Below are 20,649 nucleotides of genomic sequence, written 5' to 3' on the forward strand. Positions count from 1 at the left end.
AGCATGGCGCCGGCAATGGACACGCTCTTGCCGGTGCCGGCGTTCTTGTCGGCGAACTGGCCGGTGGCGCCATGCAGGCTGACGGCATCGCCGGCGAGAACTTCCGTGAGGCCGCCGGACAGGGTCGCGGCGCGGGTGCCGTCGTAGACCTTGTCCAGCGCCGTGACGCCGGCCAGCGTGATGGCGCGCGGCGTGATCGACGCCTGTACCGTGGCCGCGCCGCGCGGGGCGTAGTTGCGCGCATCGGCCCCGGCCAGCGTGACGCCGGAAATGGACACCGTCTTGCCGGTTCCGGCGTTCTTGTCGGCGAACTGGCCGGTGGCACGGTCCACACTGACGGCGTCGCCGGGAAGGATCTCGAGCAGGCTGCCGGAAATGGTTGCCGTGCGGGTGCCATCGTAGACCTTGTCCAGTGCCGTCAAGCCGGTGAGCGCGATCGGCAGCGGCGCGATTTCCGCCACCGGACGGCTGTCCACTTGCAGGCGGTAGTTGCCCGCATCGATGCCGCTCAGCGGATCGCCGGTCAGCGTGATGGCCTTGCCAGTGCCGGCATCCCTGGTGTCGAACAGGCCTGCCGCGCCGTCCACGCGCACATCGTCGCCTGCGATGGTGCCGGCCAGGCTGCCGGAAACGGTCGTCGCGCGGGTCCCGTCGTAGAGCTTGCTGGCTCCGGTCAGGCTGCCCGTGATCGATTTTGGCGTGATATCGGCGACATACGTCTGGTTCGCTCCATACACAGGACGGCCGTTGGCGGTGGCGATGGTGTACGGCACGGCGCCGGTACCGAACGAAATCGCCTTGCCTGCGCCGGCGTTCTTGTTCGCGAACTCGCCCTGGATGGCGCCCGCGCGGGTCTGCAGCACGAAGGCCGGCGTCAGGTCGGTAGCCAGCACGTTCGAGAACGACGCCTGCGTGCCGCCATCGTAGACGCGGTTCGCGTCCACCTGCACGCGGACATCCATGGGTGCGCGCACGATGACGCCGTTCTGGCCGGGTCCTGACAGTGCCGGCGCCTCCGTGCTGCCCGCGCCGACCTGGAGAAAGGTGTAGCCCAGCTTATCGTACAGCACTGGCGAGAAGGCGCTGGCGGTGTCGAGGTAGGTCAGCCAGCGTCCGTTCGGCGCCGTGATCCGGCTGGAGTCGGCATCCAGGCGGGCGGTCTTCAGCACGAGGGCATCACCGTCGCCGTTTGCCGATACCGTCGTGCCGTCGAGCGCCACGTTCTGCGAAGCGAGGATCTCGAGGTAGCGGCCGGCGGACAGCGTGGATTGCGCGATCGTGGCGTGACCGACGTTGAGCGAGACGAATTTCGTTCCTTGGGAAGCGTCCAGGGTGGCATGCTGCATCGTCAGGTTGCCGCCGGCGATCAGGATTGCCTCGCCCGACACCGCGCTGTTGTCGCGGATATCCACCTCGTTGCCAAGGATAAGGACGGTGCCGCCGCCGGCGTCAAGGCGGCTGCCCGCCAGCGAGACCGATTGCGCGGTGCCGTTTCCGGTGCTGTTCCCGCCGAGGGTGAGCACGCCGCCGGCGGTGAAGACCTGCGTGCCGGCGCCCAGGCGCAGGGCGCCGGTGCCATTATGCTCGAGGTCGGCGATGAGGGTCACCGGCATCGGGTTGCTCGTGTTGCCGATGCGGACCCCATCGTTCACGGTGAGGTCGTTTTGCGCCGCCAGTGTCAGCGCCGCGCCCAAAGGCGCATATTCGGTGGCATCGACGTCGGCGGTGATCTTGAGGTTGCCCGTCGACGGCGCGGCGTCCTTGCTCGCTGCTTCCACCCGCACGCGCCCGGCCTGCGCCAGGACGTCGCGCACCAGGCGGTTCGACACGACGGATTCCGGAACGGGCACGTTCGCTTCGCCGCCGCACGGCAAGCAGGGGCTGTCGGCGACGGTTACGCTGTCCGCGCGCAGCAGCCAGCTGCCGCCATCGCCTTCGGGTGCGCCGACGTCGATGTAGGAAGGCCGCGCGTCGACGAAGGCGCCGGACGTCTCGACCGCGCCGCCCTTGCCGCCGTAGATGCCGGACCTCACTTCCAGGCCGGTATATACCTGCGTCGTGCCGTCCGACCGGATGACGATGCTGCCGCCGTCGCCCGAATCAGTGGCGTTGGCGCGGATCGGGGTGCCGTAGTCGACCAGGACGCTGTCGGCATTGCGCACGGCCGGTCCGGCGGTTTCCTGCTCGGTCCCGATCAGTACCTGGCCACCGCCGGTCGTGCCCGAGGCATCGATATCCGCGCCGGAACTGACCTCGACGGCGCGCCCGAGCAGCCGGATCCGGCCGCCCGCGCGGTGCGCACCCAGGGCCGACACGCGGCCCTGAACCGTGTTCGTGCCGGCCACCGATTCGACCGTGACCGAGCCGCCGGCGGCATCGCTCTCGGCAGCTGCGCCGGCGCTGGTGTCGCTGTCGTCTCCCAGCACGACGTTGTCCTGGGCACGGATCACGATACGGCCCGTCTTGTCGTTGTCGAGGCTGGTGGCGCGCACGATGCCCTGCTGGTTCACGATGGCGCCGTGCAGGTCGATGCTGCCTCCGCCCGGTGCGAGCAGCTGCCCCAGGTTGACGACGTCGTTGCCCGGGGCGCTGACGCGCACGGTGACGTTCGGGACGCCGGAATCGACCAGGTCGACGCTCTGGCCGGCCGCGAGCACGATCTGCCCGCCCGGGCTGCTCACGCTGCCTTCATTCTGGACGGAACCACCGACCAGCCATACGTGTCCGCCGAGGCTGGTAGAGAGCGTTCCCTGGTTGCGCACCTGCCTGTCCGGCACACCGCCAGCGGCGAACGCATTGCGGCCCGCCAGGAAGTCCGTGTTCGAGATGCCCAGCGTCGATGCCACCAGCGCGCCGACGTTGACCTGCGCATTCTGGCCGAACAGCACGCCGTTCGGATTGACCAGCCAGACCTGGCCGTTCGACGTCAGGCTGCCGAGGATGCTGCTCGGGTCGTTGCCGATGACGCGGTTCAGGACCTTGCTGTTGGCATTGTCTTGCAAGAAAATTACGGTGTTCGGCTGGCCGATCGAGAACGATTGCCAGTTCAGGATCGCGTTCGGCGAATTCCTGATCACCATCCGGCCGCTGTTCGACTCGACGTCCGCGGTGCCGCTGGCGATATTCATCCCCGTCGGCAGCGCCTGCGCCTGGGCCCATGCTGCTTCGGGCGCGTGACTGAAGGCGGCGGCGAGGGCGGTTGCGAGAGCGCGCCGGGCAAGGCGGGCGCGGGGCAGTGGGCGGGCCGGACGGCGTGCGGGGAACTGGGTCATGGATGCATGCTCGGAATGTCAGAAGGCCAGGTTGAGCGCGACGTGCGCGCGTACGTTTCCCGGGGCCGATGTCGAACCATGTTCCGTGGCGCGAGCGACGTCAAGGCTCGCACTGGCCCGTCTGGGCAGGGTGACGCGGGTGCCGACGCCGGCGCTGGTCAGCCGGCACGAGGTCGCATCCAGGCCCAGGCAGGGCAGGTCGCCGCGGTTTTCCACCCATCCGTGGTCGACGAAGACATAGGGTTGCAGGCGCGCGCCCTGGGGCCATTCGATGCCTGCATGGGCCGCCTCGATCCGCACCAGGATGCCGTGGTCGCCGTTGAGCTCGCGTTCTTCGTAGCCGCGCACGCTGCCGGCGCCGCCGAGGCCGAAGCGCTCGGCCGAGATCAGCGGCGCCGCGCTGTACTGCATGTCCACGCGCGCATTCAAGGTGATGCTGGACGTCAGCGGCCGCTCGACGAAGCCGGTAGCGCGCGACAGCAGGTAGCGCCGCTTCGATCCTCCCCGGGCCGCCTCGAACGTCGTCGCGGCGCTGCCGCCGACGTTCACCGACAGGCCCGCGTTGAAACCGTATGCGAGTCCGGGACCGCCGCGCTGGCCCGTGTACGACAGGCTCAGGGGCGCGGTCGTGACGCTGACCGCCGCCGAGCCGCAGGCGGCCGAGCCGAAGTCGCCGATCGCGCAATCGTCCTTGTAGTCGCGCCGGTCCAGTCCGATGGTGACGAAATGATCGTATTCGCCGGCGCGGTCCAGGTAGAAATTGGCCCGCAGCCCCGCAATCGTGCCCCTGCCTGTGAACGACAGCGGACCGGCGGTGGTGGCGGTGGTGCCGTTGCGTACGGTGGAGTGTGCGACGAAGGCATCCAGCGATGCCGCCTGCCGGTACAGCGGCACGCGGTAGCCGCCGCTGAAGATGCGCACGCGGCCAGGCTCCTGGGGCGAGGTCTGGAACTGGAGCGTGCCGACGTGGTCGCGGTCGAACAGGTTGGCGTGTTCGATCCCGAGACTGAGGCGGCCCCGTCCCGTGGACTGCGTGCCGGTATTGTTGTAGCCGACCAGGTACTGCAGCGCCTGCGTGTCGGTGACGTCGACGTCGGCATGGATGTCGCCGGGGGCGGCGCCCGCCGTCAGGCTGACGTTCACGTGCTTGGCGGAGTTGCTGTTGGTGAGCTGGATATCGCGGTCGATCGCGCGCACCGGCGGGGTGCTGCCTTCGCGCAGGTGTGCCAGCCCGGCGCGGATGTTCGCGCTTGTGAAATGACGATTGCCGTTCACGCGCACCTCGGCCACCTTTCCCTCCACCACACGCACGACGACCGTACCGTCGGACGATTCCTGTGCCGGCAGGTAGGCCACCACGCCGCCATAGCCGGCGTCCCGGTAGGCGGACTGGATCCGCGCCGCCAGGGCATTCAACGCCGGCAGGTCCTGTTTCGTGCCCGCCACGCCGGTCGTCAGCCGGGCCAGCGTGGCCTCGGGCAGCAGCGTGTTGCCTTCGACCCGCACGGCCGCCACATCGACTGCCGGCGCCTGGGCGCACGCGATTGCGGGTAACAGTGCAAGGGCCATGCCACTTTGTAATGCGAAGCTGCGAAAGCGTCGTGCCATCGGTTTCCTGATTCTGGTTATACGATGGACATTCGCTGCCGCACGGCGACAACGCATGCACGCCATGCGCACTCATACTAAAAACATTAACGGACAACAATCTACGTGATTGTTTGTTATCGATGCAACTGCTATTTTTTCGTGTGGTGCAGTTGCAACCCTTGCCAGCCGCCGTTCTGGCCGGCCTCGATCACGCTTAAAATGCTGGGCACGGTGGTTTGAACGGCACCGCCACACAATCTACAAGGAAGAATGATGAAGATCCGACTGCTGCTGGCGGGGTATGCCCTGGCCCTCGCCATCCCTGCGTTTGCCCAGGAAGAACCAGTGATCAAGGAAGGGCAGGAGAACGTGGGGTCGCTGGTGGAAGCGTTGACGCCGAAGCCGGAGGTGCGCATGCGTGGCATCAAGATCCTGCGCCAGGAGCCCGGATCGCCGTCGATCGTGCCGCCGCCCAAGGTCTCCCTGCTCATCACCTTCGAGACCAATTCCGCGGTCCTGACCGCGCGCTCGCGCCAGTCGCTCGACGTGGTCGGCCAGGCGCTTGCCTCGGGCAAGCTCACGCCTTTCCGCTTTGCCATCGAGGGATACGCCGATCCGCGCGGCAGCTCCGCCGCCAACCTGAAACTGTCGAAGCAGCGCGCCGAATCGGTGCGCGCCTATCTGGTCGATAACCTGCGTATCGATCCGGCACGCCTGGACGCGGTTGGCAAGGGCGATCGCGAGCTGATGAACAAGGTCGACGTGGACGCACCGGAGAACCGCCGCGTCACGATCGTCAACCTGTCGCGCTGAACGCGTCGCGTCAGGGCGCGGCCTCGTCGATGACGAAGGACGCCGCGCCGTAGGTTCCCGGGCAGGGCGCGTCCTCGCAGGACGGCACGCCTGCGAACAGGGCGGTCGCGCCGCGGTAGCCGCGCTGCAGTTGCGCGGCCTGCGCGACCGGGAACATGCCGAACGGCTCGCCTTTGACCAGGCCCGCGCCCCGGAAGTCGCGCGGTGTATCGGACACGATGACGACGAAATGGTCGGTACCCGCGGGTCCGGCGGCGCCGATCGGCCAGGTCCGGCGCGGCAGGTCGAGCGTCTGGCCGGCCCGGATGCGGTTGTCGCGGTCCAGTGCGTTCGGGAACACCATATTGAAATCGGTGCGGTTACTGCTGACCATCTCGACATACACATAGCCCGCATGCGAGGCCGTAATCGCAAAGCGGATGTCCTCCCCGATCCTGACGCGGTGGTTCTTCACCCGCACCGTGACCTGGCGCTCAGGATCGGCGCCGGCCAGCACGGCGTCCAGGGCCGCGACCGGATCGAACGGCGCATCGGCCGCCGGCGCGGTGGGCGCTGCAGGTGCCGGGACGGCGGGCTTCGCGCTGGCGGCGCCGTGGTTCGCAGGGGCGGGCGCGTCGCGTCCTGCACCGAACAGCAGTGCCGCAGCGGCGCCGGCAGCGCCAAGGCCGCCCAGTACCCACACGAGTCGGCGCGGCTTGCCGGCGGCAGGCGGCGCCGGGGGTGCCGGCCCCGCCGCAGCCGGTACCGCTGCAGCGGCCGGGGCGGGGGCATCGATATCGAGCAGCGTGCGCATGGCGGCGACGCTTTGCGGGCGGTCGCCGGGCTTGAAGGCGAGCGCCTGGTCGAGCGCCTGCAGAAAGCCGAGGCTGAATTTCCCCGCGTGACGTGTTGCGAGCGGCACATAGGGATCGGACATCATGCGGCTCATGGCCGGCGGCGGCGGCGTGCCCTCGATGGCGTAGTGCATGACCGAGGCAAGCGCATAGAGGTCGGTCCACGCACCCTGGCTCATCCCGGGCATCTCGGCATATTGCTCGATCGGCGCGTAGTTCTGCTTGAGGATGACCGTGAAGGCCTGGTTGGCTGCGCCGACGGCACGCCGGGCCGCGCCAAAGTCGAGCAGCACGGGGCGGCCGTCTTCGAGCATCAGGATATTGTCGGGCGCAATATCGCGATGAAAACAATGGTCCTGGTGAATCGTCTCGAGCGCATCGAGCAGCGGGGCCAGCAAGGTTTTCAGCCAGGCTTCGTCCGGACGTTCCGGACGCGATTGCAGCACTTGCTTGAGCGTCTGTCCACGGTAATAGGGCATCACCATGTAGGCAGTGCCGTTCCCTTCCCAGAAACGGTACACCTTGACCAGCGAGGGATGGTCGAACTTTGCCAGCAGCCGCGCTTCGTTGACGAAGCTGCGCCGCCCGGCCTCGAAGCTGTCGGCGTTCTGCGCCGAGTGGACGCCGACGTGGATGCCGGTACCGCGGCGGGCAAAGGAGGGCATGTACTCCTTGAGCGCGACCTGGCGCTCGAGCAGGTGATCGTAGGCCAGGTAGACCACGCCGAATCCGCCTTCGCCGAGCACGGCCGTGAGTTCGAATTCGTCCAGGCGCGTCCCGACCGGGAGGACATGGCCGCCCTCATGTGCCGGGGACACCGGCTGGGCGCCGGATGCGTTGCCGGTCGAAAGCACGGTGAGGTCGTCGTCGGGCGGAAGATTCATTGTCGCGGTCGCTGTTCGGGTTCCTCATTATCGTTCGCCCGACATCATCCCGCTATCAATTATTTACAACAGGGCACCGAAGAATGGCCGGTCGTGGAGGCATGGTTGCTCGTTCTTCGCTTCAATAGCACATTTATTACTGGCCATTTCGGAAAAGCTGCGGTGAGTAGCAAATTAGCAACGGTTTTTTAAAAAATAATATTTCCGTTGTATTTGTTTTTTGACAGAACGTATAGTGCTGCTCTAATTGTTATTATCCAATTAACTCTACAGTTTAACGCGAGTCTTGCTTCGACGGTGCACGCTTGGATCGCGCTAGCACGAGCCTGCCGTCTTGACATCCATGACACCACCGGGGCAACGCATGTTGCTGGAGCACGAATGAGCACTATCGACATCGAGACCCTGCTGGAGCCGGTCGCGGATGAGCAACCTTGCGGCCCCAACCTGGAATACGATCCGGCATTCGTCGCATTGGAACAGGAGGCACTCGGCAAGCCTGAAGTGCAGTACGGCGACACCATCACGCCCGCCGTTCCCCCTGACTGGAAAGTGGTACGCCGCATGGCGGCCGAGCTGCTGGAGCGCAGCCGCGACCTGCGTCTGGCGGCGCACCTGGTCCGCGCCAACCTGGCATTGCACGGCATTCCCGGGCTGGCCGATGGCGTCGAACTGATCGAGCGCCTGCTCGACCGGCGCTGGGACAGCGTGCACCCGGAACTCGATCCCGACGACGACCTCGATCCGACGCTGCGCATCAATTCGCTGGCGATCATGGCCGACGGCACCACCCTGATACGCGAACTGCGCGACGCCACGCTGCTCCGCTTGCCGGGACTCGGCCCGCTGAGCATCAAGCTCATCGAAATCGCCAACGGCGAAATCGCGCCGGGCGAGGACCAGGAAAAAATCGCCATCAGTTCGATCGAGCATGCCATTGCCGACGTCGATGCGGACGAGCTGGCGCGCAGCGTGCAGACGATCGAGCGTGCCCTGAACGCCGCCGTCAACGTCGAACTCACCCTGGTACGGCAGGTCGGCAGCTCGCAAGCCTTGAACCTGGACGCCTTGACGCGCCCGCTGCGCAAGGCCTTCGACTTCCTGCGCCGCCAGCAGGACAGCGCGGATGCCGGCCAGTCCGCCGACGGCGCAGATACCGATACCGATGCCGGCACCGCGGCCACCGGCGAAGCCGCGGCGCGTGGCGCGCGTCCCGGCATCAGCGGCGAGATCGCCAACCGCGACGACGTGGTGCGCATGCTCGACAAGCTGGTGCAGTACTACAACCGGTACGAACCGTCGAGTCCGATCCCGATCCTGCTGGAGCGCGCCAAGCGCCTGGTGCCGATGAACTTCTTCGAAATCATGCAGGACATGGCGCCGGACGGCATCGCCCAGTTGAAGGTGATCCGCGGGCCGGACGGTTCCGAGACGGAAGACGAATATTAAGCAGTCGATAAAAAGTACAAACGTCGGTTTGTGGTGTTCAATTCATGGGGGTATCAATCGTGGGTAAAGAAAGTAGCCAGAAGTTCATCGCGCGCAACCGCGCGCCGCGCGTGCAGATCGAGTACGACGTCGAAGTGTACGGCACCGAAAAGAAGATCCAGCTGCCGTTCGTAATGGGTGTGATGGCCGACCTCACGGGTCAGCCGGCCGATCCGCTGGCGCCGGTCGCCGAGCGCAAATTCCTCGAGATCGACGTCGACAACTTCGACGAACGCCTGAAGGCGATGAAGCCGCGCGTGGCCGTGCAGGTGCCGAACACGCTGACCGGCGAAGGCAACCTGGCGGTCGAGATGACTTTCGAGAACATGGACGATTTCACCCCCGCTGCCATCGCCCGCAAGGTGGCGCCGCTGGCCAAGCTGCTCGAAGCGCGCACCCAGCTGTCGAACCTGATGACCTACATGGATGGCAAGACCGGCGCCGAAGACCTGATCGCCAAGCTGCTGGCCGAACCGGCGCTGATGCAGGCGTTGACCTCCGCACCGAAACCACAAGAATAACCTGACCGTCCTGGAGAACGACAATGGCTGAACAATTACTGCAAGAAGGACAGGCCGGCGGCACGCTCGAAATGAGCGATTTCGGCAGCCTGCTGCAAAAGGAATTCAAACCGCAATCGGACAAGGCCAAGGAATCGGTCGAGAGCGCGGTGCGCACGCTGGCCGAGCAAGCCCTGCAAGGCAGCAATATCATCTCCAGCGACGTGCTGGGCACGATCGAAGGCCTGATCGCCGCGCTCGACAAGAAGCTGAGCGAGCAGGTCAACCTGATCCTGCACGCTCCCGAATTCCAGTCGCTGGAAGGCGCCTGGCGCGGCCTGCACTACCTGGTCAACAACACCGAGACCGACGAAACGCTGAAGATCCGCGTGATGAACATCTCGAAGAACGACCTGGGCAAGTCGCTCAAGAAATTCAAGGGCACGGCCTGGGACCAGAGCCCGATCTTCAAGCGCATGTACGAAGAGGAATTCGGCCAGTTCGGCGGCGAGCCTTTCGGCGCCATCGTGGCCGACTACTACTTCGACAACAGTGCACCGGACGTCGAGCTGCTCTCTAGCATGGCGAAGGTGGCCGCGGCCGCCCACGCGCCTTTCATTTCGGCTGCCGCACCGTCGGTCATGCTGATGGAATCGTGGCAGGAACTGGCCAATCCGCGCGACCTGACCAAGATTTTCCAGACGCCCGAACACGCCGCCTGGCGCTCCTTCCGCGAATCCGAGGATTCGCGCTACGTCGGCCTTGCCATGCCGCGCTTCCTGGCGCGCCAGCCCTACGGCGCCAAGACCGACCCGGTCGAGGAATTCGATTTCGAGGAAGACACCGCGACGCTGGGCAGCAAGAGCTACACCTGGGCCAATGCCGCCTACGCGATGGCCGTGAACATCAACCGCTCGTTCAAGGAATACGGCTGGTGCTCGCGCATCCGCGGCATCGAGTCCGGCGGCGCGGTCGAAGGCCTGCCTGTGCACTCCTTCCCGACCGACGACGGCGGCATCGACATGCAGTGCCCGACCGAGATCGCGATCTCGGACCGGCGTGAAGCCGAACTGGCCGCCAACGGCTTCATGCCGCTGGTGCACAAGAAGAACACCGACTTTGCGGCCTTCATCGGTGCCCAGTCGCTGCACAAGCCGGCGGAGTACGACGATCCGGACGCCACCGCCAATGCCAACCTGGCCGCGCGCCTGCCGTACCTGTTCTCGACCTGCCGTTTCGCGCATTACCTCAAATGCATCGTGCGCGACAAGATCGGCTCGTTCAAGGAACGCGACGAGATGCAGCGCTGGCTGACCAACTGGATCACCCAGTATGTCGATGGCGATCCGGTCAATTCGAGCGAAAACACCAAGGCGCGCAAGCCGTTGGCCGCCGCCGAAGTGGTGCTGGAAGAAGTCGAAGGCAATCCGGGCTATTACAGTTCCAAGTTTTTCCTGCGCCCGCATTACCAGCTGGAAGGTCTGACCGTGTCGCTGCGTCTGGTGTCCAAGCTGCCGTCGGCAAAAGCCTGACCTGTAGTCGTTCGCGTCGTCAGTAACAAACCAGGGCGGGCGCCACGTGTGCCCGCCCGTCCGCTCACATCCGCCGGCAGGGATCCGGCTTACAAGGAGAATTAAAATGGCATTGGATATGTTCATCAACATGGGCGACAAGATCGTCGGCGAATCGGCCGACAAGGTCCAGGGCAAGGCCGGCGACATCGACGTGCTGGCGTGGAGCTGGGGCATGTCGCAGTCGGGCACCACCCACATGGGCTCGGGCGGCGGCGCCGGCAAGGCCAACTTCCAGGACCTGTCGTTCACCAAGTACATCGACTCGGCCAGCAATGCGCTGATGATCGCGCTGGCCAAGGGCACCCACATCCCGAAGGTCACGCTGCTCGCGCGCAAGGCCGGCGAAGGCCAGCAGAAGTACCTGACCATCGAAATGGAAGAAGTCATGGTCACTTCGCTGTCGACCGGCGGCAGCGGCGGCGAAGACCGCCTGACCGAAAACGTCACCCTCAACTTCGCCAAGGTGAAATTCGCCTACGCGCCGCAAGCCAAGACCGGCACCAAGGGCGGCGACAAGGAGTTCACCTGGGATATCGCCGGCAACGCCGACAAGTAATCAGCTGCAGTGGGCGGCGCCGTACGCCGCCCGTTTGATTTTCCGAATTCCGGCGGACGCTCATGACCCCACAACAACTCATCCGCGAAGGCAAGCTCGCCGACGCACTCGGCGCGCTGCAGGACATGGTGCGCAAGGATGCCGCGAATGCGAAGCACCGCGTGTTTTTGTTCCAGCTGCTGTGCGTGATGGGCGAGTGGAAGCGTGCGCTGAACCAGCTGAACGTGGCCAGCGAACTCGACCCGGCTACCCTGCCGATGGTGCAGACCTACCGCGAGGCGATCCAGTGCGAAGCCCTGCGCCGTGAAATCTTCAAGGCGGCCCATGCGCCGCTGATCTTCGGCCAGCCGACGCCATGGCTGGCGCTGCTGCTCGAAGCCGTCAGGCTCGACGCCGCCGGCGAGCACGAACGCGCCGCCGAGGTACGCGCGCAGGCCTTCGATGCCGCGCCGGCGAGCAGCGGCAGCATCGACGGCCAGCCCTTCGCCTGGCTCGCCGACGCCGACACGCGTCTCGGGCCGGTGCTCGAAGCCATCGTCAACGGCCGCTATTTCTGGGTGCCGATGCAGCGCATCCGCCGCATCGCCTTCGAGGCGCCGGCCGACCTGCGCGACACCGTCTGGACGCCGGCCTCGTTCACCTGGGCCAACGGCGCCGAGACGGTCGGCCTGGTGCCGACCCGCTATGCCGACACGCTGTCGCGCAAGGACGATGTGCTGCTGCTGGCGCGCCGCACCGAATGGACCGCAGAGGGTCGCGGCCTGGGCCAGCGCATGCTGGTCACCGACGCCGGCGAATATCCGCTGATGGACGTGCGCACGATCGAGTTCGACGCCGTCGACACCGACCCCGAACAGGCCGCACATGGCTGAACTGGCGCCGCGCGAACGCCTGCAGCCGTCCCTGCTGGACCGGCTGACCGACGACGACCCGGCCGCCACGGTCGAGCCGCGCGAACGGCGTGTCATGTCGCTGCGCACCCTGCGCGAGGGCGTGCTGCGCGACCTCGCGTGGCTGCTGAACACCACCAATCTGCTGTCGGTCACCACCACGCCGGCACTGCCGCACCTGGCCAATTCGGTACTGAATTACGGTGTACCCGGCCTGGCCGGCAATGCCGTGTCGAACCTGGACATCGGCGCGCTGGAGCGCGGCATCCGCCAGGCGATCTGGGATTTCGAGCCGCGCCTGATCCGCAACACGGTCAGCGTCAAGGCACTCGCCCCGCGCGCCGAAGGCCAGAACAAGCTCGATTTCGAGATCGAGGCCGACCTGTGGGCGCAGCCCTATCCGGAACGCCTGTACCTCAAGACAGAGCTCGACCTCGAGCGCGGCGCCGTGGTGGTGCTCGAGGCCAACGGCAGGAGCACCAGATGAACCCACGCTTCCTGCGTTACTACAGCCAGGAGCTGCAGCACCTGCGCGAAGCGGGCGGCGAGTTTGCCCAGGAATTCCCGAAGATCGCCGGCCGCCTCGGCCTGGACAGCTTCGAGTGCACCGACCCCTACGTGGAGCGCCTGCTGGAAGGCTTCAGCTTCATGGCCGCGCGTGTGCAGATGAAGATCGACGCCGAGTTCCCGCGGTTTACCCAGCACCTGTCGGAGCTGGTGTATCCGCACCTGCTGGCGCCGACGCCGTCGATGGCCGTGGTGCAGCTGCAGCCCGACCTGTCCAACCCGGCCCTGCAGAAGGGCTACCGCGTGGCGCGCGGCAGCGCCATGCGCAGCGTGCTGGGGCAGGGCGACAATACCGCCTGCGAATTCCGCACCGCCCACGCCGTCACCCTGTGGCCGATCGAGCTGGTGGAAGCCAGGTTCTTTACCCACGGCGGGCGCCAGGCCGGCCTGAACGTGCATCTGCCGCCGGCGGTGAAGGCGGGCGTACGGCTGCGCCTGAAAAGCACCGGCGCCGCATTCAAGGACCTTCCGCTCGACACCCTGGCGCTGCACCTGCGCGGCGCCGACGAGATGCCGGTACGGATCCTGGAAAGCCTTCTCGGCGGCGTCGAAGGGGTGCTGGTGACGCCGGTCGCGCGTCCGGCCACATGGCATCGCGTGCTGCCGAAGACGGCGCTGCGTCCGCTCGGCTTCAAGGACGACGAAGCGCTGCTGCCGGGCGGCCAGCGCAGCTTCCAGGGCTACCGGCTGCTGCAGGAGTATTTTGCTTTTCCGCAGCGTTTCCAGTTCGTCGAACTGGCCGGCCTGCAGGGCGCGCTGCGCCAGTGCGCCGAGCGCGAGATCGAGATCACGATCCTGCTGAACCGTGCCGACGTGCAGCTGGAGAAGTCGCTCGATGCCTCCAACTTCGCCCTGCACTGCACCCCGGCCATCAATTTGTTCCAGCGCCGCGCCGACCGCATCAACGTCAGCGGCGAGCAGCTCGAATACCACGTGCTGGTCGACCGCACCCGGCCGATGGACTTCGAAGTGTTCCAGGTCGAATCGGTTACCGCCTACGGTGCGGGCCCCGATTCGCAGCAGACCTTCCAGCCTTTCTACGCGGCCAAGGACATCGGGACACTTCACCAGGACCAGGCGTTCTACCAGATCCGGCGCGAAGCGCGCCAGGTGTCGCAACGGCAGCGCCGCGACGGCCCGCGTTCCAGTTACATCGGCAGCGAAACCTTCATCGCCATCGTCGACGCGCTCGAGGCCCCGTATGGCGCCGACGTGCGCCAACTCGGCCTGAGCGTCTTGTGCACCAACCGCGACCTGCCGCTGTCGTTGGCGATCGGCGTCGGCAAGACCGATTTCATTCTCGAGGACGGCGCCCCGATCACGGCCGTGCGCTGCCTCGCCGGGCCGAGCCAGCCGCATCCCTCGTTTGCCGAAGGCAGCATGGCATGGCGCCTGCTGAACCAGCTGTCGCTGAACTACCTGTCGCTGCTCGACACCGATGTGCAGCAGGGCGCCGTGGCCTTGCGCGAACTGCTGTCCCTGTATTGCCACCCCGCCGATCTGGGCCTGCAACGCCAGGTGGAAGGCGTGCGCTCGATCGCTTCCCGACCCATCACCCGGCGCATGCCGTCGCCCGGCCCGATCGCGCTGGGACGCGGCATCCAGGTCACCGTCACGCTGGACGACGCCGCCTTCGAGGGCAGCGGCGCCTTCGTGCTGGGCGCGGTACTGAGCGAATTCTTCGCGCAGTACGTGTCGATCAATTCATTCACCGAAACCGTGATCCGCACTATCGGACGTGGCGAGATCATGCGCTGGCCGGCCAGGGTGGGTGTATGCGCGATCCTGTAGAACTCGAACTGCTGCTGGAGCGGGAAGCCGCGCGCATGGATTTCTTCCAGGTGCTGCGCCTGCTGGAGAACGCCCGGCCCGACCTGCCGCGCATCGGCACCTCGCTGCGCCCGCGCGACGACGCGGTGCGCTTCGGCCAGGATCCGGCCCTGATCTTCCATCCGACCGCGCTGGCCCGCTTCACTCGTGCCGACGGCGATGCGAGGGCGCGCCTGGCCGTGAATTTCTTCGGGCTGCTGGGCGCGAACGGCCCGCTGCCCGTGCACATCACAGAATACGTGCGCGATCGCCTGCGCCACGGCGGCGACGGCACCATGCTGGCCTTTCTCGACGTGTTCCACCACCGCATGCTGGCCCTGTTCTACCGCGCCCGAGCGGTGGCCGAACCGGTCATCAGCCTGGACCGGCGCGACGCCGACCGCTTTTCGGATTTTGTCGGCAGCATGTTCGGCATCGGCGCACCCGCATTGCGCGAGCGCGACGCCATCGGCGACTTCGCCAAGCTGCACTTCGCCGGCCTGCTGGCCAACAAGACGCGCCCGGCCGCCGGCCTGGTGACGATCCTGGGCGCCTATTTCAAGGTGCCGGTCCGGGTCGAGCAATTCGTCGGCCACTGGATGCGCATCCCGGACGAGATCCGCAGCCGGCTGGGCGCGTTCGAGGACGGTAATCGCCTCGGCAGCTCGCTGATGCTGGGCCGCAGGGTGTGGGATTGCCAGAACAAGTTCCGCATCGTGATCGGCCCGCTGGACTACGCCGATTACCAGCGCTTCATGCCGGGCGGCGACAGCATGGCGCGCCTGCTGGCATGGGTCAGAACCTACGTCGGCCTGGCCCTGGACTGGGACGTGCGTCTGGTACTGAAAAAAGAACAGATGCCGCCGCTGCGCCTGGGCGGCGCCACCCGCATGGGCTGGAGCACCTGGGTGGCCAGCGCCGCGCCGCAGCACGACCTCGACCAGATGGTGACCCATCCGGCGAATGTGGAGAGCGGTACCGAACGAGCGTCATAAATCGATATAACACCAATAAGGGGAAGTCATGGCAGACATCAGCCGCGTCGCATTGTTTGGAAAACTGAACAGCCTGTGTTACCGGGCCATCGAAAGCAGCACCGTATTCTGCAAGCTGCGCGGCAATCCCTACGTTGAACTGGTGCACTGGCTGCACCAGATCCTGCAGCTGCAGGACTCGGATCTGGTGCGCATCATCCGCCAGTACGACATCGATCCGGCCACGCTGGCGCGCGACCTGACCGCGGCCCTGGACCGCCTGCCGCGCGGCGCCACCTCGGTCACCGACCTGTCGTCGCAGCTGGAAGAGACGGTCGAGCGTGCCTGGGTCTACGGCACCCTGATGTTCGGCGAATCGCAGATCCGCTCGGGCCACCTGGTCGTCGGCCTGCTCAAGACCAGCGGCCTGCGTAACGGTCTATACGGTATGTCGAAGCAGTTCGAGAAGATCAAGCTCGAGCACCTGACCGACAATTTCGCCAGGCTGCTCGCCGACTCGCCGGAAGCCAGGCTGGCCGCCACCGACGGCTTCAGCGCGGCTGCAAGCCCCGGCGAAGCCTCGGGCGCCATCGCCCCGGCGGCGATGGGCAAGCAGGAAGCCCTGAAGAAATTCACGGTCGACCTGACCGAACAGGCGAAAAGCGGCAAGATGGACCCGATCGTCGGCCGCGATGACGAGATCCGCCAGATGGTCGACATCCTGATGCGCCGCCGCCAGAACAACCCGATCATGATCGGCGAAGCGGGCGTCGGCAAGACCGCGGTGGTCGAAGGCTTTGCCCAACGCATCGCGCGCGGCGACGTGCCGCCCAGCCTGAAGGACGTGCGCCTGCTGGCGCTGGACGTGGGCCTGCTTCAGGCCGGCGCCAGCATGAAGGGCGAGTTCGAGCAGCGCTTGCGCTCGGTCATCGACGAGGTGCAGGCCAGCACCACCCCGGTCATCCTGTTCATCGACGAAACCCATACTTTGGTCGGCGCCGGCGGCGCGGCCGGCACCGGCGACGCCGCCAACCTGCTGAAACCGGCGTTGGCGCGCGGCACCCTGCGCACCATCGGCGCCACCACCTTTGCCGAATACAAGAAGCACATCGAAAAAGACCCGGCCCTGACGCGCCGCTTCCAGTCGATCCAGGTCGACGAGCCGAGCGAAGAGCGCGCTATCCTGATGATGCGCGGCGTCGCCTCCACCATGGAAAAGCACCACCAGGTACAGATCCTGGACGAAGCGCTGGAAGCAGCCGTGAAACTGAGCCACCGCTACATCCCGGCGCGCCAGCTGCCGGACAAATCGGTGAGCCTGATCGACACCGCCTGCGCGCGTGTGGCCGTCAGCCTGCACGCAACGCCAGCGGAAGTCGACGACAGCCGCAAGCGCATCGAGGCGCTGGAAGTCGAGCAGGGCATCATCGGGCGCGAAGGCGCGATCGGCATCGACACCGCCGCGCGCGCACGCGACACCGAAGCCGCGCTGGCGGCCGAAAAGACGCGCCTGGCAGGCCTCGAGCAGCGCTGGAACGACGAACGCGCGCTGGTCGACGAACTGCTGGCGCTGCGCGCGCGCCTGCGCGACGGCGGCCAGCCGGTGGAAGGCACCGGCAGCAAGCTGGAAGCCGCCGCCGGCAGCGACGCGCCTGCCGCCTTGAGCGCCGAGCAGCGCACCGAACTCATGGCGCAGCTGAAGGAAGTGCAGGCCAGGCTGGCCGACCTGCAGGGCGAAACCCCGCTGATCCTGCCCACGGTCGACTACCAGGCCGTGGCCGCCGTGGTCGGCGACTGGACCGGCATCCCGGTCGGCCGCATGGCGAAGAACGAGATGGAGACCATCCTCAACATCGCCTCGACCTTGGCCAAGCGCGTGATCGGCCAGGACCACGCGATGGAGATGATCGCCAAGCGCATCCAGACCTCGCGCGCGGGCCTGGACAACCCGAGCAAGCCGATCGGCGTGTTCATGCTGGCCGGTACCTCGGGCGTCGGCAAGACGGAAACGGCGCTGGCGCTGGCCGAGGCCCTGTACGGCGGCGAGCAGAACCTCATCACCATCAACATGAGCGAGTACCAGGAAGCGCACACGGTGTCGACACTGAAGGGCGCGCCGCCGGGCTATGTCGGCTACGGCGAGGGTGGCGTGCTGACCGAGGCGGTGCGCCGCAAGCCGTATTCCGTGGTGCTGCTGGACGAAGTCGAAAAGGCGCATCCGGACGTGCACGAGATGTTCTTCCAGGTCTTTGATAAAGGCTTCATGGAGGACGGGGAAGGGCGCTTCATCGATTTCAAGAACACCCTGATCATCCTGACCACCAACGCCGGCACCGAGCTGATCGCCGGCCTGTGCAAGGATCCGGACCTGATGCCGGATCCGGAAGGCATGGCCAAGGCGATCCGGCCGGCGCTGCTGAAAGTGTTCCCGCCGGCGCTGCTGGGACGGATGGTGGCGATTCCGTATTACCCGCTGTCGGATGCGATGCTGGGCGAGATCGTCAAGTTGCAGTTGAACCGCATCAAGAAGCGCGTCGAGGCGCGCTACAAGATTCCGTTCACTTATACCGACGACGTGGTGAAGCTGGTGGTGTCGCGCTGTACGGAAGGCGAGTCGGGCGGGCGGATGATCGATGCGATTTTGACGAATACGATGTTGCCGGATATTTCGAAGGAATTCCTGAACCAGATGATGAAAGGCGAGGCAGTCGCGCGCGTCGACGTAAGCGTCGTGGATGGCGAGTTTGCCTACGACTTTGCCTGACCTGCGTCGTTCCCAAGATACATAGGAGAGTTTTTTATGCCTACTGAATTCATGCCTGAGCTGGATCAATTGCTGATCGACCTGCGAAATGCAGCCGAGAGCAGTAACCTTCGCGACTATCAAAAGATAAAAGAGGAATTAAAAAATGTTTCATTAAAGTGGGACTTCGGAAAGTACGGTAATTTAAAAAAGGCAGCGAAGTTAGCCAGCGAGGAGGGCATTAAAAAAGGAGCTGGTTACGGTATTTCCACAGCCTATACGGTTCCGGTTGCTTCAGGAGGGATTGTGGCAACAGGTGCCGTGTTTGCTGCCGGCAGCCTTGCACCTGTTTTAGCGGTATGGATCGGCGCTGCGCAGGTAGCGAAATCGGCACAGACGTCGTTTCGCCTATGGGACCTCGTTTCGCGAGAAAAGGGCGGCGGCGGACTTTATAAGTGCACGTGCGGAAAATGCGAGGCACATGCTTACTATCTGGCTGAACGACATGATATCGGCGTAGCCAAGTTTGGTGCGTCGCTGTTTATGGTGCCGCTTCTGTATACAGTGCCGGAAAAGTTGTACAACGTGTTGAGTCCTGGTGTTAGCGCGCGAAAACGTCTGATCGCTCACGACCTTTGGCAGAGTGCACGACCAAGCTCGTTTCCTGCGCTTGAAAACGAAACCTATCGTCTCCCCAGTCATCCCAAAGGAAATAAGGTCGCCGATGCCAGCTTGCACAATATACCGCCACCTGCGGCGCCCAACTTGCCTGGCGCTCCTGAGCGCCGCAACGCCTGGCTTCCTTCAGAAAATCCTTCTGAATTGCCTGCCCAGCTCATTGGGCCGGGATGCAGGAAAGCGCAGGCAATCATCGCCAGTTTATGTAAAGAGCTGAGCGACGACCGCACGAAATACTCTAAGACTTTGGCCACGATCCTGTCCGCAGATGGCGTAAAAGCGCTAGCGTCTAAGATATATGACTGAGTTCTACGCGACCCCAGTGCGGCTAAGCATTTCTCGATTTGACCGTAGTGCCGGAAACACCTCGAACATCCGGAGATAATCTAATGGTGCAATATCTGATCTTTCAATGTGTCGCTTGTAATGCAGTTGTGGTCGGCCCAGAGGCGCCGCCGCCAGGCAAGCCAGGCCCCGAGCCAGGCAAGAGCTACGCCAAACGCCCCGGTCTGGCTTGTCCGACAAATTTATGGCATGCGAGTTTTAAATTCACGGGCACCGAGACGCGCCCACCGAAGGCGCCTCCCATGGCTGCGCCCGGCGTAAAGCAAATGCCATTGCCGAGTAAATGGGAGGCGGACGGCGACGGCAAGTTCGTCAAGACATTGCGATATGCCGACATTCCCGAAGCGGCTCAGCGTTCCCTGATCGCGGAACTCGAACCGACCTTGGGGGATAGCGAGAACAGGATCCCGCTCCTTGGCGCCAGTTTCGATCGCTTCGACCGCTACGGGGATGCTGACGATGTCGCGATCGCCAATCTCGATACGGCGGAGAAATGGCTGACGCTACCGCTCGTGCTGGGCCGCTTGCAGGATGTGTCGAAGGCTTTCGGAGGGTTCGGCCTCTGGAAGTTGGCGCGGCTCGACCGCAATTTCGGCGGCGCCGCCCTGAATCTAATGTTGCCGAGCGGCACAGGCGGGGCGACCTTCCATCTGGAACTGCTCAACGATCTCGTCAACCCGCGTGGCGGGCACTCGGTAGCGGCGGAGACCTATGCGCAAGCCATCACGAAAGCTGTTGCCCTGCGTGCCGCCAATCAGCCCGGCAATGACACCCGTGGTCCCAACCGGTCGTACTATTTCATTTCCAGCCAGGCCAAGCGCGGCGTTAATGTGGTAATGAACGGGGAAAAAATAGTATTGACGGTGTTTTATTCGAGTGCCGCTACGGCCTGGTCGACGAGGCCGATGACGCCTGAGATGAAAGCCGAACGCACGATTGCCTGATGCGAGACGTTCTCGGGAGCGCAAACAGGGGCAGTCGGCATCGGCCGCCGGACAGTGAACGGGAGAACAGCATGGGCGTAGCAGAAGCGGTAGGGAGAGCTGCCGTTGCAGAATGTGCCAATGGCGGGGCGTCGGTCGCATCGCTGCCCAAGCCCGGACAACTTGCACAGCAGCGCTGCGTTGTCTGTG

At 65.2% G+C, this 20,649-nt stretch carries 15 protein-coding genes; 12 read left to right on the plus strand and 3 right to left on the minus strand.

Annotated elements, in window-relative coordinates; translation table 11 throughout:
* Both FBX97_RS17825 and FBX97_RS17830 read right to left on the minus strand, forming a co-directional pair.
* A partial coding sequence (locus FBX97_RS17825; RefSeq protein WP_141834073.1) for a YDG domain-containing protein occupies positions 1-3,272 on the minus strand: 3,272 nt, incomplete at its 3' end.
* 18 nt (positions 3,273-3,290) lie between these two features.
* Positions 3,291-4,880 (minus strand): ShlB/FhaC/HecB family hemolysin secretion/activation protein, encoded by a 1,590-nt coding sequence (locus FBX97_RS17830; RefSeq protein WP_185748630.1) that lies wholly within the window; start codon positions 4,878-4,880, stop codon positions 3,291-3,293.
* 255 nt (positions 4,881-5,135) lie between these two features.
* On the opposite strand from FBX97_RS17830, the gene FBX97_RS17835 reads away from it, so the two are divergent.
* Complete coding sequence (locus tag FBX97_RS17835; RefSeq protein WP_141834661.1) at positions 5,136-5,675, plus strand: OmpA family protein; 540 nt, start codon at positions 5,136-5,138, stop codon at positions 5,673-5,675.
* Positions 5,676-5,685: 10 nt separating this feature from the next.
* On the opposite strand, the gene FBX97_RS17840 is transcribed toward FBX97_RS17835, so the two are convergent.
* Positions 5,686-7,392 (minus strand): serine/threonine-protein kinase, encoded by a 1,707-nt coding sequence (locus tag FBX97_RS17840; protein WP_141834079.1) that lies wholly within the window; start codon positions 7,390-7,392, stop codon positions 5,686-5,688.
* Positions 7,393-7,773: 381 nt separating this feature from the next.
* Between FBX97_RS17840 and tssA the strand changes: the two genes are divergently transcribed.
* The 11 genes from tssA to FBX97_RS17895 all read left to right on the plus strand — a co-directional run bounded on the left by tssA (position 7,774) and on the right by FBX97_RS17895 (position 20,460).
* Complete coding sequence (gene tssA / locus FBX97_RS17845; protein WP_141834082.1) at positions 7,774-8,841, plus strand: type VI secretion system protein TssA; 1,068 nt, start codon at positions 7,774-7,776, stop codon at positions 8,839-8,841.
* 59 nt (positions 8,842-8,900) lie between these two features.
* Positions 8,901-9,401, plus strand: a complete 501-nt coding sequence (gene tssB, locus FBX97_RS17850; protein ID WP_141834085.1) for a type VI secretion system contractile sheath small subunit — start codon at positions 8,901-8,903, stop codon at positions 9,399-9,401.
* Positions 9,402-9,424: 23 nt separating this feature from the next.
* Positions 9,425-10,912 (plus strand): type VI secretion system contractile sheath large subunit, encoded by a 1,488-nt coding sequence (tssC, locus tag FBX97_RS17855; RefSeq protein ID WP_141834088.1) that lies wholly within the window; start codon positions 9,425-9,427, stop codon positions 10,910-10,912.
* A gap of 106 nt (positions 10,913-11,018) precedes the next feature.
* A complete protein-coding gene (locus FBX97_RS17860; protein WP_141834091.1) occupies positions 11,019-11,510 on the plus strand; it encodes a type VI secretion system tube protein Hcp in 492 nt (163 codons plus the stop codon).
* A 62-nt stretch (positions 11,511-11,572) separates the two neighbouring features.
* Entirely contained in the window at positions 11,573-12,382 is an 810-nt protein-coding gene (locus FBX97_RS17865) for a type VI secretion system accessory protein TagJ (protein ID WP_141834093.1), read from the plus strand.
* On the plus strand, positions 12,375-12,887 hold the full coding sequence (gene tssE / locus FBX97_RS17870; protein ID WP_141834096.1) for a type VI secretion system baseplate subunit TssE: 513 nt from the start codon (positions 12,375-12,377) through the stop codon (positions 12,885-12,887). The genes FBX97_RS17865 and tssE overlap by 8 nt, the downstream gene beginning before the upstream one ends.
* Positions 12,884-14,758: a type VI secretion system baseplate subunit TssF gene (gene tssF, locus FBX97_RS17875; protein WP_141834099.1), complete on the plus strand. Its 1,875-nt coding sequence runs from the start codon at positions 12,884-12,886 to the stop codon at positions 14,756-14,758. Before tssE ends, tssF begins: the two co-directional genes overlap by 4 nt.
* Positions 14,743-15,771, plus strand: a complete 1,029-nt coding sequence (gene tssG, locus FBX97_RS17880) for a type VI secretion system baseplate subunit TssG (RefSeq protein ID WP_141834102.1) — start codon at positions 14,743-14,745, stop codon at positions 15,769-15,771. The genes tssF and tssG overlap by 16 nt, the downstream gene beginning before the upstream one ends.
* A 28-nt stretch (positions 15,772-15,799) precedes the next feature.
* On the plus strand, positions 15,800-18,514 hold the full coding sequence (gene tssH / locus FBX97_RS17885) for a type VI secretion system ATPase TssH (protein ID WP_141834105.1): 2,715 nt from the start codon (positions 15,800-15,802) through the stop codon (positions 18,512-18,514).
* Positions 18,515-18,550: 36 nt separating this feature from the next.
* On the plus strand, positions 18,551-19,477 hold the full coding sequence (locus FBX97_RS17890) for a hypothetical protein (protein ID WP_141834107.1): 927 nt from the start codon (positions 18,551-18,553) through the stop codon (positions 19,475-19,477).
* 83 nt (positions 19,478-19,560) lie between these two features.
* Positions 19,561-20,460, plus strand: a complete 900-nt coding sequence (locus FBX97_RS17895) for a hypothetical protein (RefSeq protein WP_141834110.1) — start codon at positions 19,561-19,563, stop codon at positions 20,458-20,460.
* Positions 20,461-20,649: the final 189 nt, after the last annotated feature.

Origin of the sequence: Herbaspirillum sp. SJZ107 (genome assembly GCF_006715485.1) — a bacterium.
Classification (GTDB): Bacteria; Pseudomonadota; Gammaproteobacteria; order Burkholderiales; family Burkholderiaceae_D; genus Telluria.

Bases quoted from the DNA above. Each gene is read 5' to 3' on its own strand.
- FBX97_RS17840 (WP_141834079.1), bottom strand. From the start codon at position 7,392: ATGAATCTTCCGCCCGACGACGACCTCACCGTGCTTTCGACCGGCAAC.
- FBX97_RS17890 (WP_141834107.1), top strand. From the start codon at position 18,551: ATGCCTACTGAATTCATGCCTGAGCTGGATCAATTGCTGATCGACCTG.
- FBX97_RS17865 (WP_141834093.1), top strand. From the start codon at position 11,573: ATGACCCCACAACAACTCATCCGCGAAGGCAAGCTCGCCGACGCACTC.
- FBX97_RS17830 (WP_185748630.1), bottom strand. From the start codon at position 4,880: ATGGCACGACGCTTTCGCAGCTTCGCATTACAAAGTGGCATGGCCCTT.
- tssH (WP_141834105.1), top strand. From the start codon at position 15,800: ATGGCAGACATCAGCCGCGTCGCATTGTTTGGAAAACTGAACAGCCTG.
- tssA (WP_141834082.1), top strand. From the start codon at position 7,774: ATGAGCACTATCGACATCGAGACCCTGCTGGAGCCGGTCGCGGATGAG.
- tssG (WP_141834102.1), top strand. From the start codon at position 14,743: ATGCGCGATCCTGTAGAACTCGAACTGCTGCTGGAGCGGGAAGCCGCG.
- tssC (WP_141834088.1), top strand. From the start codon at position 9,425: ATGGCTGAACAATTACTGCAAGAAGGACAGGCCGGCGGCACGCTCGAA.
- FBX97_RS17895 (WP_141834110.1), top strand. From the start codon at position 19,561: ATGGTGCAATATCTGATCTTTCAATGTGTCGCTTGTAATGCAGTTGTG.
- FBX97_RS17835 (WP_141834661.1), top strand. From the start codon at position 5,136: ATGAAGATCCGACTGCTGCTGGCGGGGTATGCCCTGGCCCTCGCCATC.
- tssF (WP_141834099.1), top strand. From the start codon at position 12,884: ATGAACCCACGCTTCCTGCGTTACTACAGCCAGGAGCTGCAGCACCTG.
- tssE (WP_141834096.1), top strand. From the start codon at position 12,375: ATGGCTGAACTGGCGCCGCGCGAACGCCTGCAGCCGTCCCTGCTGGAC.
- FBX97_RS17860 (WP_141834091.1), top strand. From the start codon at position 11,019: ATGGCATTGGATATGTTCATCAACATGGGCGACAAGATCGTCGGCGAA.